Origin of the sequence: Prosthecobacter sp. (genome assembly GCF_029946185.1) — a bacterium.
Classification (GTDB): domain Bacteria; phylum Verrucomicrobiota; class Verrucomicrobiia; order Verrucomicrobiales; family Verrucomicrobiaceae; genus Prosthecobacter.
In genome coordinates this window covers 1-14,996 of record NZ_JAQSEA010000237.1, presented here as the reverse complement: position 1 = coordinate 14,996, position 14,996 = coordinate 1, and the positions used below count along the sequence as shown (strand labels likewise).

General features: G+C 58.1%; 17 protein-coding genes and 1 pseudogene. 6 read left to right on the top strand and 12 right to left on the bottom strand.

Annotated features, from left to right (window positions below; genetic code table 11):
• A pseudogene (locus PSV43_RS19745) lies at positions 1–215 on the top strand (MGMT family protein); the annotation flags it as partial.
• A gap of 64 nt (positions 216–279) precedes the next feature.
• On the opposite strand, the gene PSV43_RS19740 reads toward PSV43_RS19745, so the two are convergent.
• Together PSV43_RS19740 and PSV43_RS19735 are read right to left on the bottom strand one after the other, a co-directional pair.
• A complete protein-coding gene (locus tag PSV43_RS19740; protein ID WP_300201550.1) occupies positions 280–669 on the bottom strand; it encodes a hypothetical protein in 390 nt (129 codons plus the stop codon).
• A 131-nt stretch (positions 670–800) separates the two neighbouring features.
• On the bottom strand, positions 801–1,037 hold the full coding sequence (locus PSV43_RS19735) for a hypothetical protein (protein WP_300201548.1): 237 nt from the start codon (positions 1,035–1,037) through the stop codon (positions 801–803).
• 148 nt (positions 1,038–1,185) lie between these two features.
• On the opposite strand from PSV43_RS19735, the gene PSV43_RS19730 reads away from it, so the two are divergent.
• A complete protein-coding gene (locus PSV43_RS19730) occupies positions 1,186–2,505 on the top strand; it encodes a DUF1080 domain-containing protein (protein WP_300201545.1) in 1,320 nt (439 codons plus the stop codon).
• A gap of 67 nt (positions 2,506–2,572) precedes the next feature.
• Here PSV43_RS19730 and PSV43_RS19725 read toward each other — a convergent pair whose 3' ends face one another.
• From PSV43_RS19725 to PSV43_RS19715, 3 genes are all read right to left on the bottom strand, one after another.
• Positions 2,573–3,331, bottom strand: a complete 759-nt coding sequence (locus PSV43_RS19725; protein WP_300201542.1) for a hypothetical protein — start codon at positions 3,329–3,331, stop codon at positions 2,573–2,575.
• Between the two features lie 198 nt (positions 3,332–3,529).
• The gene (locus tag PSV43_RS19720; protein ID WP_300201538.1) at positions 3,530–3,991 is read right to left on the bottom strand and encodes a hypothetical protein; all 462 of its coding nucleotides are present in this window, start codon (positions 3,989–3,991) and stop codon (positions 3,530–3,532) included.
• A 106-nt stretch (positions 3,992–4,097) separates the two neighbouring features.
• Positions 4,098–6,041, bottom strand: coding sequence for a tRNA uridine-5-carboxymethylaminomethyl(34) synthesis enzyme MnmG (locus PSV43_RS19715; RefSeq protein WP_300201535.1), 1,944 nt, complete (start codon positions 6,039–6,041; stop codon positions 4,098–4,100).
• Between the two features lie 161 nt (positions 6,042–6,202).
• Here PSV43_RS19715 and PSV43_RS19710 point away from each other — a divergent pair, with 161 nt between their 5' ends.
• Positions 6,203–6,694 (top strand): hypothetical protein, encoded by a 492-nt coding sequence (locus tag PSV43_RS19710; protein WP_300201532.1) that lies wholly within the window; start codon positions 6,203–6,205, stop codon positions 6,692–6,694.
• A 507-nt stretch (positions 6,695–7,201) separates the two neighbouring features.
• Here PSV43_RS19710 and PSV43_RS19705 read toward each other — a convergent pair.
• Positions 7,202–7,504, bottom strand: a complete 303-nt coding sequence (locus PSV43_RS19705) for a hypothetical protein (protein ID WP_300201529.1) — start codon at positions 7,502–7,504, stop codon at positions 7,202–7,204.
• Positions 7,505–7,653: 149 nt separating this feature from the next.
• Between PSV43_RS19705 and pdhA the strand changes: the two genes are divergently transcribed.
• Positions 7,654–8,739, top strand: a complete 1,086-nt coding sequence (gene pdhA, locus PSV43_RS19700) for a pyruvate dehydrogenase (acetyl-transferring) E1 component subunit alpha (RefSeq protein WP_300201526.1) — start codon at positions 7,654–7,656, stop codon at positions 8,737–8,739.
• Between the two features lie 142 nt (positions 8,740–8,881).
• Here pdhA and PSV43_RS19695 read toward each other — a convergent pair whose 3' ends face one another.
• Positions 8,882–9,364 (bottom strand): hypothetical protein, encoded by a 483-nt coding sequence (locus tag PSV43_RS19695; protein ID WP_300201523.1) that lies wholly within the window; start codon positions 9,362–9,364, stop codon positions 8,882–8,884.
• 198 nt (positions 9,365–9,562) lie between these two features.
• Here PSV43_RS19695 and holA point away from each other — a divergent pair, with 198 nt between their 5' ends.
• On the top strand, positions 9,563–10,690 hold the full coding sequence (holA, locus tag PSV43_RS19690) for a DNA polymerase III subunit delta (RefSeq protein ID WP_300201520.1): 1,128 nt from the start codon (positions 9,563–9,565) through the stop codon (positions 10,688–10,690).
• Between the two features lie 6 nt (positions 10,691–10,696).
• Positions 10,697–11,068 (top strand): sulfite exporter TauE/SafE family protein, encoded by a 372-nt coding sequence (locus tag PSV43_RS19685; protein ID WP_300201517.1) that lies wholly within the window; start codon positions 10,697–10,699, stop codon positions 11,066–11,068.
• A gap of 4 nt (positions 11,069–11,072) precedes the next feature.
• On the opposite strand, the gene PSV43_RS19680 is transcribed toward PSV43_RS19685, so the two are convergent.
• The 5 genes from PSV43_RS19680 to PSV43_RS19660 form a co-directional block, all read right to left on the bottom strand.
• The gene (locus tag PSV43_RS19680) at positions 11,073–11,621 is read right to left on the bottom strand and encodes a DUF456 domain-containing protein (protein ID WP_300201514.1); all 549 of its coding nucleotides are present in this window, start codon (positions 11,619–11,621) and stop codon (positions 11,073–11,075) included.
• Entirely contained in the window at positions 11,614–12,216 is a 603-nt protein-coding gene (locus PSV43_RS19675) for a nitroreductase (RefSeq protein WP_300201511.1), read from the bottom strand. The genes PSV43_RS19680 and PSV43_RS19675 overlap by 8 nt, the downstream gene beginning before the upstream one ends.
• A gap of 552 nt (positions 12,217–12,768) precedes the next feature.
• Entirely contained in the window at positions 12,769–13,161 is a 393-nt protein-coding gene (locus PSV43_RS19670; RefSeq protein ID WP_300201509.1) for a type II toxin-antitoxin system death-on-curing family toxin, read from the bottom strand.
• The gene (locus PSV43_RS19665) at positions 13,161–13,349 is read right to left on the bottom strand and encodes a hypothetical protein (protein ID WP_300201506.1); all 189 of its coding nucleotides are present in this window, start codon (positions 13,347–13,349) and stop codon (positions 13,161–13,163) included. The genes PSV43_RS19670 and PSV43_RS19665 overlap by 1 nt, the downstream gene beginning before the upstream one ends.
• Before the next feature lie 54 nt (positions 13,350–13,403).
• A complete protein-coding gene (locus PSV43_RS19660; protein ID WP_300201503.1) occupies positions 13,404–14,897 on the bottom strand; it encodes an SLC13 family permease in 1,494 nt (497 codons plus the stop codon).
• Positions 14,898–14,996: the final 99 nt, after the last annotated feature.

Sequence of the window (14,996 nt, the reverse complement as noted above, 5' to 3'; positions counted from 1 at the left end):
TCACGCCGGAAGAATCCGCCGCGCTGCCCTGGCACCGCGTCGTCGCGGCGAACGCACGCATTAGCCCAAACATGCCTCCTGAGTCGTCACGCAAGCAACGCCGCCTTCTCAAAGCGGAAGGACTGCGTATCGATAAAGAGGGATTTATCCAGGATGCCGATATGCATTTCCACAACGTCGGGGTACGAAGAGACATTCGCTGGAGTGAGGAGTGATGCCTTTCCCCCTTCGCCCTCTGTCATTCGAATCATAGCAGACGCGCGGGCATTGTACCTCGCGTCATTTCAAGCGTCGGTACTTCTCCTCAGGAGCAAGCTTCGATCTATCCGAACTTTTCTTCACCATCGAGTCTCCAGTGATGCGGATCTGATAATCCTTGCTCACACCTTTTTTCCCGTTCTCGAGGAAAGTAAGTCGAAGAACGGTGTCGTCGAAACACCTGTAGGTGCCAGACCTGTTGCCTTCAGTAAACGTTCCGTCGGCGCGGAACTCGGCCACGGGGTTCTTCTCGCCTTGCGCGGTGGTGAAGGTCGTGGTGCCAATGCGCGATTCAACGCACTCCCACCGTCCGATGATTTCCAGAGCGTTGTCCGCGTGCACATGCCCTGTCAGCACCAAGGCCATGAACAACCAGAGTAATGACGCGGGGCAGGGCAGGGCGGTTTTCATGAGGCAATATGGCAGAAAGCAGATGCGTACTTCCACAACGTCGGTATTTGACGAAATATTAGCGAGTGGGATGGCTGACTCCACCTCTACCAAAGCTGTTTGAACGGTGTGGAATATCCGCCTTGAAGATATCACTGGCCGTACACATCGATCCACTGCAGGCCGGTCTTTGAGCCAGGTGGCGTGAAGTAGCGGCGGCCTAGGTAGGTGCCCTTCACCTCATGCATCGGGCCACCTGAAGGGTGGCTGGCACGGGTGAGGACGGGCTTGCCGTTGTAGGTGCCGTTGGCATCAGGAACCGTGCCGCAGGAGGCTGCGAGCAGCATGCAAAGACCGAGGAGGATGGAGACGGAGTTAGAGCGCTTCATGGGCCTGCACTCAACATTTCAGTCGCGGTGATGCAACCTGTACATCGTGCTGCGATATTCTTGCCGCTGTTTTGTAATGAGCTGTCCTCAGGCTCCGGGCTTGCCTTCCTCTGCGCGCACCGCTTTCATTCAGCCACTTTCACTGGCCATGCACCGATCTCCCTTCCTCCTCCCTGGGCTGGCCGTCATGGCCGTTGCACTGCTGTTTCAAGCCATCGCAGCGCTGGCCGCTGCCAATACCCTCACGCCGCAGGAACAAGCCGCAGGATGGCGGCTGCTGTTTGATGGGCACAGCACGGCTGGCTGGCACACGTATGGCAAGAAGTCCGTGACGGCCGGGTCGTGGAAGATCCAGAACGGCTGCCTCGTCCTGCCTCCGGGCAATGGCCGCCCCAATGGCACCGGCGGTGATCTCGTGACCAATGCGATGTACACGAATTTCGAGTTCGAATTCGAATGGCGCGTCGGCCCCGTGGGCAACAGCGGCGTGGAGTATCTCTTCACCGAAGGCGAGAAGCGCACGGCCAACTTTTATCCCGGCGACACGGGCGACAGCCCCGTAGGCTTCGAATACCAGGTGCTGGATGACGCCCCGCACGCGAACAACGCCGCGAACCGGCTCGCCGCCTCCATCTACTCACTGGTCACTCCTACAGGCAAGACACTGCGCCCCGTAGGCGAGTTCAATCAGGGGCGCATCGTCGTAAATGGCAATCATGTGGAGCACTGGCTCAATGGCCGCAAGGTAGCCGAATGCGAGCTAGGCAGCGTGGAGCTGCAGCGTATCATCGCTACCAGCAAATACCAGCATTACACAGGAGTAGGTGTCAAGCGCGCCACGCCGATTGCTTTGCAGGATCACGGTGCCGAGGTGGCCTACCGCAATCTCAAGCTGCGCGAGCTGCGCCCCTCCGCCGTCCGCACTGCCACCACCCCTGCGGCCGTGCCCTCGACTCCGCAGCCTGCTGCTGCTCTACCCCAAGCCGCCAGCAGCATCACCAGCATGCAAGCTGCCGACTGGCGGGTGTGGTGCTGGTCCAAGAAGGACAACCGCTGGGTCGAGCACCCGCTGGACAAGATGACCGTGCAGATCCAGGGCGGCGTCCTCACCGCTCGTAATACCACCGACAGCAACTGGCCCCGCGCCATCCTGCTCTACCACCGCGCTCGCTTGGACGGCGACTTCATCGTCTCCGCCGATTACCGAGGGCAGCTTGAATCCTTCGACCTTCAGTCCGCCGATGGTGGTAACCAGCGCCTCACCTGCCTCAAGGTGCCGCAGGACAAGGAGTGGCACAATCTCCTGCTCAGCCGCTGGCAGGGCAAGCAAACCGCTTGGGTGGGGGATGCCCCCGCCGCGTTGCAGACCGACAAAGCGCCCGCCGGTATGAAGGGGTACTTTTGCTTCAAGCTGCGGCCCGGTGAGACGGTGGAGGTGAGGAATGTGCGGGTGCAGCAGGGGAGGTGAAATGACCGTCTATATTTCTCACACAACAAGCCTCTCTGACCGAAGATTGAGGAACTGAAGCCGTTAGTCAGGGGTGGTACTTGATCTCGCGTTTGGTTGTCTCCGTGGGAAGAGAAACCCTCTCGCCACTCGTCTGATGCAGCACCTGTGTCTTGACTTGGACAATCCAGTTCCCTGTCACGTCCACCTCAGGGTACTCGTAACTCATCACGATGCGATCTCCGCCTTCATCGTGCATGATCATCGTCGATCCGGATTCAAATCCCTTCTCCAACCACTGGATAGAAAACTCCGTTGTCATCTTCCCCGGCATCTCCTCAAACACCACGTGCTCCTCCTTATTCGCCGAGTTGCGCTGGAACATGGTTCGCTCCACGACCTTGCCGGCGGCGGTTTTCATAGTGGTGCCCAGTTCAAAGCCTTGGACTGAGTAGCTGTAAAATTCCGACTGTTTCGTCCTAGCATCGACGTGGGCGATCCGTCGTGACGCCGGGTCGAGAAAGATGTGAAACGTCGTTGAAGCGGACCCACCTGATTGCTCGACGAGTGTGGTCCAAGTTCCTTCCGCGTCGTATTTATAGATTTCGGAGTCGGTCTTTTTGTTGGCCTCGTTGAACGTCTCAATTCGCAGCGCGTTGCCCTCCGGATCATACTCGGAATGCTTGGTGGACATGAGTTTGGATTCCTTTCCGCCGGTGCTCTCAAAGCAGCGCTCAGTCACTTGATGAGGCTTGCCGAAAAAATCATGCTGCCGGCTCAGCGGAGCCATGATCTCCAAATGCTTACCACCGCCTTGAGCCACGGTGAAGGGAAGTAGGACGAGCAAGAGAAACCAACAACTGTTCATAGAATGGATGAAGACTTATAGAGGGCCATGCGTCAACGATGTTCAGCAACTTGAGTCTAAAACCTCCTGTTCATACCAGCCTTGGCAGCAACGAAAGCAGGGAGACTTTTCTCCGCTTAAATGAAGTGCCATGGATGTAGCGAGCACAGCAATGCAAGCCCATGTGGCTGGGACCGACTAAGAAGCAGGCTTTTGCCAGCAAAGAAAAAGGGCTTCCTGGGTGCTGCCCATGGACTCGATGAAGGCTTGATTGTTGAAGCCCGGGAGTTTTTGAAGGCGGTCCAAGAGTTCCGAATCGCCGGTGGCACCTTGGGGAATGCAGCAGCCTTTTTCAGTACCGTGGAGCAGCCAGAAGACATCGGGCAGCAACGGACCGTCGCTATTGGTGAGCACCTCGACCTTTTGGATGTCGCCCCAGCGTACGCTTTCGATGGTGCCATCGGGTCGGTTACAGGAGACTTCGGTTTCGCTGAGGTGGATGACGAAACGGCTTTCGGGGTCGAGACGCGTGCGAGGGGTATCTGGAGACAGGGCTTTGGCGACTGCGCGGTTGGCAAACCAAGAGGTAAGGAATCGTGTCCCGTAATGAAACGCGAGATAGGCCAAAAGCGCGAGCACCAGAATTCCGAGGGCAGTCATGGGGCCAATAGAGACATGAGGGTGATGCCACCCGCAAGGATCGAGGACGAGAAGGAGAAAGAGAACAAGGACGAAAGGGGGGTCCGAGTGGGGAGGGTTGAGGACTTTAGGACCGCAGTTCTGCGCTCTCGACTTCTTTGCTCCCCCGTTTCAGCATCACCGCCAGCAGTGCGATGTCAGCCGGATTCACGCCTTGGGCTCGCGCAGCCTGGCCGAGGGTGGCGGGGCGGAGGGCGGTGAGGCGGTGTTTGGCTTCGGTTTTCAGGCCGGGGATGGCGTGATAATCGAAGTCGGAGGGGATCATCTTTTCCTCCATGCGGGAGGTTTTGGCGACCATGTCTTCCTGCCGGGTGATGTAGCCGGCGTATTTGACGTCGTTTTCGACGAGGCTCCAGACCTCAGGCGTAAACTGCGAGTAGATCTCTGCGGGTACCTGGGAGGGGATGCTTTCGGGGCGGCGCAGCCATTTTTCGAGGGTCACGCCATCAAGGCGGACTTCCTGCAGCAGAGTGCGGGCGGTGGCGAGGGCGGTGGATTTGGCCTCCGTATGGCGAATACGGAAGGGGGAGACGAGGCCTATGGCGGCCGCGAGGGGAGTGAGGCGGAGGTCGCAGTTGTCCTGGCGGAGGAGAAGACGGTACTCGGCGCGGGAGGTGAAAAGGCGGTAGGGCTCGGTGGTGCCCTTGGTCACGAGGTCGTCAATCATCACAGCCAAATAGGCCTGGCTGCGCTGGAGCAGGAAAGGGGGGCGGCCTTGGGCCTTGAGCGCGGCATTGGCCCCGGCGATGAGGCCCTGACCTGCGGCTTCCTCGTAGCCGGAGGTGCCATTGATCTGCCCGGCGAAGTAGAGGCCGGAGATGCGCTTGGTTTCCAGGGTCGGGTGGAGCTGGGTTGGGGGGCAATAATCGTACTCCACGGCGTAGCCGGGGCGGACGATCTCGGCGTTTTCTAGGCCGGGGATAGAGCGGATGAACTCGTACTGGACCTCGAAGGGCAGGGAGGTAGAGACGCCGTTGACGTAGAACTCGCGGGTGTGGCGGCCCTCCGGTTCGAGGAAAATCTGATGCCGATCCTTCTCGGCAAAGCGCACCACCTTGTCCTCTACGGAGGGGCAGTAGCGTGGCCCCACCCCCTCAATCCGACCGGAATACATGGCCGACTTGTGGATATTGGCGCGGATGATGTCGTGCGTTTGAGGGGTCGTGTAGGTGATCCAGCAGGGTATTTGTTCCACGTGGAACTTTTCCGGAGTCCAATTGTTGAGCGTGAACTGGTTCGGTCCGGTGGAGGGGAGGGGATTCGAGCCCCCGTCCTCATATTCAGATTCATCTTCGGGAAGGGTGCCGGTGAGGTAGCTGAAGCGCGGGGCAGGCTCGTCGCCGGGCTGGAGTTCGCACTTAGAGAAGTCGATACTGCGGCTGTTGAGGCGGCAGGGGGTGCCGGTTTTGAAGCGTTGGACGTCAAAGCCGAGCTCACGGAGGCTGTCGGACAGGGTCGAAATACTGTCCCCCATGCGCCCTCCTGCTTGGTTTTGCTGCCCCACATGGAGCAGTCCACGCATGAAAGTGCCGGAGGAAATGATGACCGCCTTAGCCCGATAGATCATTCCGAGGCTGGTGCGGATGCCGGTGATGGCGTCGTTTTCGACCAGCAACTCAGCCGCATTGCCTTGATGGAGGTCGAGGTTGGGCTGGTTTTCGATCAGCCATTTCATGCGGAACTGGTAGGCCTTCTTGTCACACTGGGCACGGGGAGCCTGAACGCTGGGCCCCTTGCGGGCGTTCAGCATGCGGAATTGGATGCCAGTAGCGTCCGTATTCCGGCCCATCACGCCGCCGAGGGCGTCGATCTCGCGCACCACATGCCCCTTGGCCAAGCCCCCGATGGCCGGGTTGCAGGACATTTGGGAGATGGTGTCGAGGTTCTGGGTGAGGATGGCCGTCTGACAACCGAGCCTAGCAGCCGCCATCGCCGCCTCCACCCCGGCATGGCCGGCTCCGCAGACGATGACGTCATAGTGTTTGGGGAAGGTGTAGAGGCTGGCGGACATGGGAAAAAAGGGAGGGCAGGGAAGGGGTAAGGAGGATAGCACGGGAGTTGAATTGTTCCATGTGGAACAAAAAACAGGCCCCAGAGAGAGGTTTTCCCCCCAAACAGTAGAGATTTGCCAGAGGGGAAGACATGCTGTAGGTGAGGCAAACCACACGCTGTATGAAGTTCTCCGGCTGGCTATATCTCGGGCTAATGGTGACGTTCCAACTGATCGGATGGTTCGGCTTTGGGAAGGCTAATGCCTGTCAGGCCCTGATGGTGATCGTCATTCCAAGCTCCATCCTGACAGGTCTCGCCTTCTTTGGGTTCTACTATTGGAACCGGCTTTGGGTCATGATACCGCCTGCCGTGCTGTTATTCACCTATCTAGGCCTGAGTCATTCGAATCGAACTACACCCCATTCGGCCCTGTTGTCCCATGCGATGTCCGAATTTCTCGAGAAGAAAATCAATTCCTTTGAAGACTCCTTGGCAGGCGCATTCCTGTTCTTCGGTATGCTCTTCATCGCGATGGCAGTGGCTTTCTGTAGCGCTGAGATTTATCGTTTACGCACGGGGCGGCGGGAACGCGGCGGCAGGGCCTTGTTTCGAGATGCGAGCCGCAGCGTTGACCCTTGGGGAAAACCGGAGGATGGAAAGGAAAAACCATGAAGCATGAAACACCCCGGCCACCACTATCACGAGGATGCACCTGGCTTGTGGCAGGGATTCTAGGGGCCAGTGGATTGGCACTGCTGGCCCTGGGTCTCTGTTTGTGGGTCCCGGCGCAGCGATCAAACTCATGGCCCACCGTCTCTGGTCTCATCACCGGCCACCGGATCGAGAGTAGCCGTTATGGAAAAAAGCTGACCTATGACTACACTGTGGGCGTGGATTATGTCTATGAGGTGGAGCGCATACGACACACGGGGCACAGCTTTTCGCATGCCGCAGCGACTCTGCCACTACCCTCCTATAAAAGCCGTGAAGCTGCCGAGGCCGCCTATGCGTCTGAACCGAGTTTTCGGGATTGGCAGGCGGGACAGAGGGTCACCGTGTTTTATGACCCAACAAACCCAGCAGACTCGGTTTTGCAAAAAGGTGTCTCCCGGCTCGGCTTGTCCATTTGTCTTTTGGCTACAGGCATGCTAGGAGCAGCGGCGTGGGAAGGGTGGAAGCTCAGGCGGCGGGCTGCCACTTCCTGAGGTGGGACATCAATTCGCTAATGGGGAAACTACAGGAAGTCGGGTCTTCGACAAAGAACCAGAACTCTCCCATGGGGTCGTTGACGGAAAATTGGTGACCCAAGTAGCTGAAGTCGAGCCAGCCCTCCACGACGCCATCGGTCATGAATTGAAGGATCTCCACGCCATGCAACTGTTCCAAATGCCGGCGTAATTCAGCCCAGGAGATGGACTCCTGTGTGGTGGCAAACAATCGCGAGCCATCTGCCATGCACTTATCCAGAAATTCCACCTTCATGAGGGTCTCTTTAGCACGTGATTCTGGCAGTGTAAAAACACCAGATAGGATTGTTTCGACGATAAACTCCCGCCAAGCACTCGCAGTCCTGTCTGTGCCAAACACCCCGCTTGCTTCCGGCATGCAGCAAGCTAGTATCGCCCTACCTCATGGCCACCGCAAAAGCCCCCTCAAACGCCCTGGCGAAACACGCCGCCGACCCCATCAATCAGAAGCTCACCGCTGCCGACAAAGTGGGACTTTATCGTCAGATGGTCCGCATCCGCCGCTTCGAGCAGGTGTCCCTCCAGCACTACCAAGCCGGTAAGATGGGCGGCTTCCTCCACCTCTACATCGGTCAGGAATCTGTGGCCGTCGGCACCGTTTCCGTGATGGGCGAAAACGATCACGTCATCACCGCTTATCGCGACCACGCACACGCTTTGGCTGTGGGCATGGGCATGAACGAGTGCATGGCCGAACTTTACGGCAAGGCCACCGGTTGCTCACGCGGCAAGGGTGGCTCGATGCACTACTTCGCTCCTGACAAAAACTACTGGGGTGGTCACGGCATTGTGGCCGGCCAGACCCCGCTGGGCCTCGGCCTCGCCTACGGTCTGAAATACCGTGGTCTCAAAGGTGCCGCACTTTGCTTCCTCGGCGACGGCGCAGTGAACCAAGGTGCCTTCCATGAATCTTTGAATCTCGCCGAGCTGTGGGATCTGCCCGTGATCTACGTGATCGAAAACAACGGCTACTCCATGGGCACCAGCCAACAGCGCTCATCCGCCTACGTGGACTATCTCGCCAAGCGCGCCGAAGGTTACGGCATGGCCTGGGAGCAGTTCAATGGGGCCGACATCTACGAAGTCCGCGCCGGAGTCAGCAAGGCCATCGAGCGGGCACATAGCCAGTCAAAGCCGAGCATCATCGAAATCGCCACCTACCGCTGGGAAGGGCATTCCGTGGCTGACGCCAACAAGTTCAAGTACCGCACCAAGGAAGAAGTCGAGCAGTTCCAAAACGAGCACGACCCCATTCAGGTGTGGAAGCGCAACCTCCTCACCGAAGGCGTCGCCACCGAAGAAGAGCTGAAGAAGATCGACAAGGAAGCGCAGAAGGAAGCGGAAGACTCCGCCGAGTTCGCGAAGGCCAGTCCTTATCCAGAACCCGAGTCCATCTTTGAAGATGTGTACTGGGAAGTGGATAACAAGACCGAAGCCGGCCAAACCGGACGTCACTTCTTCAACGACTGAGACAGTCAGGGCAGGGTAGGGTGCACCTTTCCGAGAAGCACCCCAGCCTGAACTCCGATGAATGAGTTACACAAGCGTAACTCATTCATCATCAATTATCTACAGCAAAAATCCATGCTGTATTGCCGCACGCAGAGGTGTACTACTTCGTTTCCACCGCAGAGGTGATCGTATCAGCCTGACTGGTCAGGATGACGGCATGCTTGTCGTAGGTCGCTTTGGCTTCAACGAGCTGCGTCACATAGTTCAACGCTTCATCCAAAGGAACATTGGCGAGTGACAAGCTAAGCTTGCGATTCGCCAGTTCATCGCCCTTCACGATCACGTTGGGCGTCACCTTGCCGCCGCTCGCATTTTTGGACAGCGCCCGCAGACCCTGGATAGCTTCGGTCAGCGTCACGTCCTGCAGTTCCACCTTTGGCAGAATAACAGCCGAGTACTGCTTCTTCAGCGAGGTGTCCTTAGGCTGGTAGTTGGCGCGGATGTAGGCCAGCATGCTCGCCGTCTCGGCGTGCTTCGGATTCGCCGCCGCCACTCGGGAAAGCAGGCGCTGCGCCGTTTCCAAGTCACCTTTATAATAAGCGGCGCGACCCTGCTGAAACACCGCATTCAGATCTTCCGCCATGGCTGAAAAGCCCGCTGCAGATATGAACAAGGCAGTTGTTAGAAGCACGACCGCCGTCGAAACCCTGGACCCAATCAATGAAGTTTTCATAGGATAATGGTTGTATTTGCCCTGATTTCACCAAATCGCCGAACACATGTCAAGATCGCACACGCCGTGAGGCTTGAAGCCATGCGCATCCTGCTCCATCGGTAAAGCATGCCGCCGCCGAAAAAACAACCCGCTGCCAGCCAGTTGAATGTCTTCATTGGCAGCGATGAAGCGCGCGTGAAGGAAGCCGCGCTCATGCTCGTGCGCAGCCTCACGCCACCGGATGCGGGCGACTTCAGCAACGACATCATCGACGGCACCGCCGACAACGCCGAACACGCCGGCAAGATCTGCTCGAACGTATGCATGGCGCTGCAAACACTGCCCTTCTTTGGCGGCAGCAAAGTGGTGTGGCTCAAGTACGCGAACTTCCTCGGAGACTCCGGTCCGGGCAAAGGCCAGGATGCGGTGAATGGATTCGAGCGCATCCTGGATGTGGTCGAACGTGGCCTCGGCAGCGATGTGAGTTTTGTCATCAGCGCCACGGGCATCGACAAGCGCCGCAACACCTACAAGCGCATCTCGAAACTCGCCAACTTCGAAATATTCGACAAGCCCGACACCTCACGCGCCGGGTGGGAAGGACCCGTACTCGCCATGGCCTCACGCAAGGCCAAGGACCTCGGCCTCACCTTTGAAAGCGGTGCTCTGGAACTGCTGGTGCAGATGGCCGGCGATGACACGCGGCAGATGGAAAACGAACTCGAAAAGATCGATCTCTATCTCGGCGAGCGCCGCCGTGCTGGACTGAAGACCGTGCAAAACATGGTCTCCATGAGCCGCGCAGGCGTGCTATGGGATCTCGGCAACGCCATCGGCAAACGCGATTTGCCGCGCGCGCTGGAGCTGCTCAGCACGCTCATGTATCAGGGGCAGAACGCCATCGGCCTGCTGCTCGCTGCCATCGTGCCACGGGTGCGCAGCCTGCTCCTCATCAAGGACCTCGGCTCACGCCACAAGCTCAACAAGTTCAACTACGCTGGTTTCACGTCCTCGCTTGAAAGCCTGCCTTCCACCGCCACCTCGCATCTGCCACGCAAAAAAGATGGCACCGGTTTCAACGCCTACCCGATGTTTCTCGCCATCCCCGAGACGGGCAACTTCTCGCTCGAAGAACTCCATGCAGGATTCAAAGCCTGCCTCACCGCCAACTCGAAACTCGTCACGTCATCACTCGATCCCAAGCTCGTGCTTGAGCGTCTGCTCGTCGGCCTGCTCGCCAGACAATCCCGCTAATCCACCATGCCCACTTCCACGATTCTCGCCTGTCTCGCCATTGGCATCGTCAGCGGCGTTGTCGCAGCTTTATGCGGCGTCGGCGGTGGTGTGGTGATGGTTCCCGCGTTTGTGTTCTTCCTCAAGCTGCCGCATAAAACGGCAGTAGCGACGTCACTCGCCATCATCATTCCCACGGCACTGATGGCCACCACGCAGAACGCCAAGCATGGCTACGTGGAATGGAAAGTCGCCGCCATCACGGCAGTCTCCGCGTCCATCTTCGCCTACTTTGGCGCAGGCTGGTTGAAGTCCATGAGCAACGAAACACTCACACGCATCTTCGGCACCATCCTTGTCGTCTTTGGCGCTCGCATGCTCCTGAACGGCAAGGCTTGATGGCTTACCACACCAGCGCATCGAGAAAGAACGTGGCCACCATGGCCAGCACCAAGATCAGTCGCAGCACCAGGCCCACGCCCGTACCCAGCAGCGATCCCCAGGCCGATTTCGCGGCAGGTTGCAGCTTCATCTTGGCAAAGAGCAGTTCAAAGGCCACCCCGCCGATCAGCGGGCCCAGCACCAAACCAAACGGGAAGAAGAACATGCCCACGATGCCGCCGATGAACACCCCCGCGACACCCCAACGGCTCGCACCAAACCAGCGTGCACCCATCGCACCGCTGACGAAATCAACGACATAGGACAGCACCAGCAGGAGCGATAAAATCACGATGCCCCAGGTGCTCATGCCAGACTCAGGGCGCAGCACGGTATGAATAATGCCTGCCGCAAAAATCAACAGCGGTCCCGGTAGAAACGGCACCACCGAACCAATGATGCCTACGAGAAGCAGGCAGATCGTCAGCGTCCACACGCCCCAGACTTGCCACGGCATCGCGGTGAAAAAATGCGCCGTCGCATCCCAAGCGTTGGTGAACCACTCAGTCATCGCACCATTGGGTTTTTGATTCGACCGGCCTCCGCACGCTCTTCGGCCAGTTCAGTCCCGCACGCGGCCAGCCGAGATAAATGAGACCCACGCAGCGATCTTCCGCGCCGATTTGCAACCACTCCGCAAACTCACGCGTGCTCAGCAGGGGAGGGGAGGACCAGTAGCAGCCCAGACCTGCCGCCGTGGCGGAGAGCTGCAAATTTTGCAGCGCGCAGGCCACCGCTTCGATCTCTTCGAGTTCAGGAATCTTCGCACCACCGCGACGTTCCATCACGCAGGCGATCACCACGGGTGCCAGCAGCGGGTTCTCACTCATCTTCTTCATCTTGTCCTCGCGGAACTCATGCGTCGGAGTCGTCTCGCGATACACGCGCTGCATCGTCTCCGCGAGCCGTTGCCGACCTGCGCCCTGATACACGATGAATTTCCACGGCTCCGTCATCCCATGATTCGGTGCCCACGTCGCATCTTCGAGCACTTGCGTGAGCAGCGCACGCTCCACACTCCGCGTCGCATCCATGTCCACCGGCTTGATGGAACGACGATGGCGGATGAGTACGCTGAGCTGGGAATGGGTCGCGAGGTCGGGCATGAATGTACGAGTCATCCGGCTAGCCAGTCATGCTGTCAAGATGCACCGTGTTTGACACAAGGTAGAGGATTGTGTTTATTCCTTCATACAAATGAAGATTATCAATTGGCTTCGTTTAAGTGGGGCGTTGTCACTGGCTATCGTCAATTCCATTCTGCCCCTTCACGCCGGTTTTGGTGCGGTGGGCGCTTGGTTCTTGGGAACTATAGTCTCCATCTTATTGCTGTCTTGTGCGGGAGGAGTTCACAGAGTCTGCTTTACTGCCATCACGGTTTTGCCGCCATTCGTCGTCAACAGAGTCACCGAAATCAACTACGCATGGACGAGTTACCGCACTACGAGATCTCCTTCCGAGTCAGTCTTCGCCATATTCCCAGACACGCTTCGTACTTCACTGATTGCCTTCGCAATGTTCGTCGCTGTTCCACTCGCAATCGCCTTGGTCACAAGCCATATCGCATGCAAAACTCGCAATGTTTAACCAAGTTGCAGCAAACAGGTCTCACACCAACGGCAGCAGCTTGCTCACGCTTTGACGAATCGGGTTTGTTGCTATGGCTTGGAAGCCATGAGTGAGCGGATCAAGTCTGCCAGACTGGACTTGTCCATTCTCTTCTCGGCCACAGCATGCAGCGCATCATAGAGGGCGTCACCCCACTCCATCCGGGTCTCCACACCACTTCGCTCCAGGAATACCAAAGCTGCACCAATCGCAGTCCGCTTGTTGCCATCCAGAAAAGCCTGCGCCTGCGCGATATGGAAGGCATACGCAGCCGCGATGCCTGCAAAATCGACGGCAGCATAGTGGAAGTCATTCATGGCCGCGCCGAGAGCTGAGTGAATGAGATGTTCATCACGTATCCCGTGTGAACCGCCGAAACGTTTAATGGAGATTTCGTGAATGATTGCGATCTCGTGCCAAGCAATGAACTGCGGTTCATTCATTACTTCGCAAGGCGCTCCATAAGCTGGCTGTGTTTGTCGAAAACTCGATTCACTAACTCCTTAAATTCTGCCGATGGCTTTTGTTCTGACACCTGGGCGGTGGCATCCTTGCCGATGTGCTCGGCAACGATACGCTGCTCCTGCGCCGGCAGGGCATCGTAAAGCTCAATTACTTGGGTCGCACTCATGGCAGTTCTTACCATACCAGAATGCTTCATCCATTTCAAGGCCGCTCACGACTCTCACACCATCGGCAGCACTTTGCTCAAGGTCAGTGTCACCAGCAGACCGATCACTGAATCCGCCGTAAGCTGCACGGACCAGGTGCGCAGGGTTTCTTTTTCGGTCATGCCGCTGAGGCGGTTCACCACCCAGAAGCCGCTGTCATTCATCCATGAGCCGCACATCGCGCCGAAGCCGATGGCCGTAAAAAGGTAGATCGAATGACAGCCGAGAGACCCGGCTGCCACCATCGGTGCCATGATGGAAGCACCCGTCAGCATGGCCACGGTGGCGGAACCTTGAGCCACACGCACCACGGCGGTCACGATCCAGCCCAGCAAAATTAGGTTGAGGCTGTAGTCCTTCGCCAGACTCTCCACCGCACCGCCCACACCCGCCTGACGCAGCGCATAGCCGAATGCTCCCCCCGCACTGGTGATCAGAATGATCATGCACGCCGTCTCCAGCGGCGGCCCCATCAGTTCTTCGATTTTCTTCAAACCGAAGCCACGCTGCTTGACCAGCACCACGATGGAAATGAACGCACCGATGATCAGCGCGATGTTCTTGTGCCCGATGAAATCCACCCAGGCTCGCACCGCAGCGAATCCATCCTCACCGCCCAGAGCGTTCACCATCGACAGACCCCAGCCAGCGCCTTTGGCCGCGCCTTCATGTGCGAGCTCAAAGACCGTCGTGAGACTGATCAAAATAATCGGCAGTACCACCGGCATGATGCTCCAGAAGAACGAGGGCAGCTCACTCTCCGGCTTCGCACTGACGCCTTGAAGATCTGAGAGCGAGACACCGCCCTTTTCACGCAGCGGCACGTCGGTGCGTGCATTGAGCCACTTGCTCACGAGGAATCCAAAGAAACAGGTGATGGCACCGATGACCAGCCCGCCCACCAGTGATTCGCCCACATTCAGGTGCAGACTCTCCACGACGGCCACCGGCCCCGGATGCGGCACCAGCATGGAATGCGTCACCGTACCGCCACAGCAAATTGCCATGAGGTAGAGCGTGTAGTCCTTGCCTGTGCGCATGCGCAGCGCCATCGCCAGCGGCACCATCAGCATGAACATCGTGTCAAAGAAGATCGGAGCGCTCAGGATGAAGGTGCTCCATAGCAGCGCCCAGCCCGCACGCTTTTCTCCGAAGAACGCGAGGAAGCGCCGCACCACTTTGTCAGCGCCGCCGCTTTCCATGAGACACATGCCAATGATCGCCGCCAGCGCGATTGAGATCGCGATGTCACGTGCCGAATCACCCAGCCCTTTGGACACCATTTCCACCGCGCCCACCAGTGATGACATCGCCTTCATCTTCCCATCCTTCTGCACCACATCCCAGGAATCCTTGCCCGCGAGCAGGCAGGCCAGCAGCGCCGCGAGCACCAGCGCCAGAAACGGATGCATGCGCAGCTTGCTGATCGCGATGATGATGAAAGCGACACAGACAGCGAGAACGACGAAGGGCCAGTAGTTGGCCGAGGTTGCGGCAAGAAGGAACATGGCCGCGATGCTGGCCGGAGGCAGCGGGCACGTCAAGACATTCGACAGTGGACTTCCCGCCTGACTCCGCTTCTTTCAGACGCACATGAAACCCGCCTC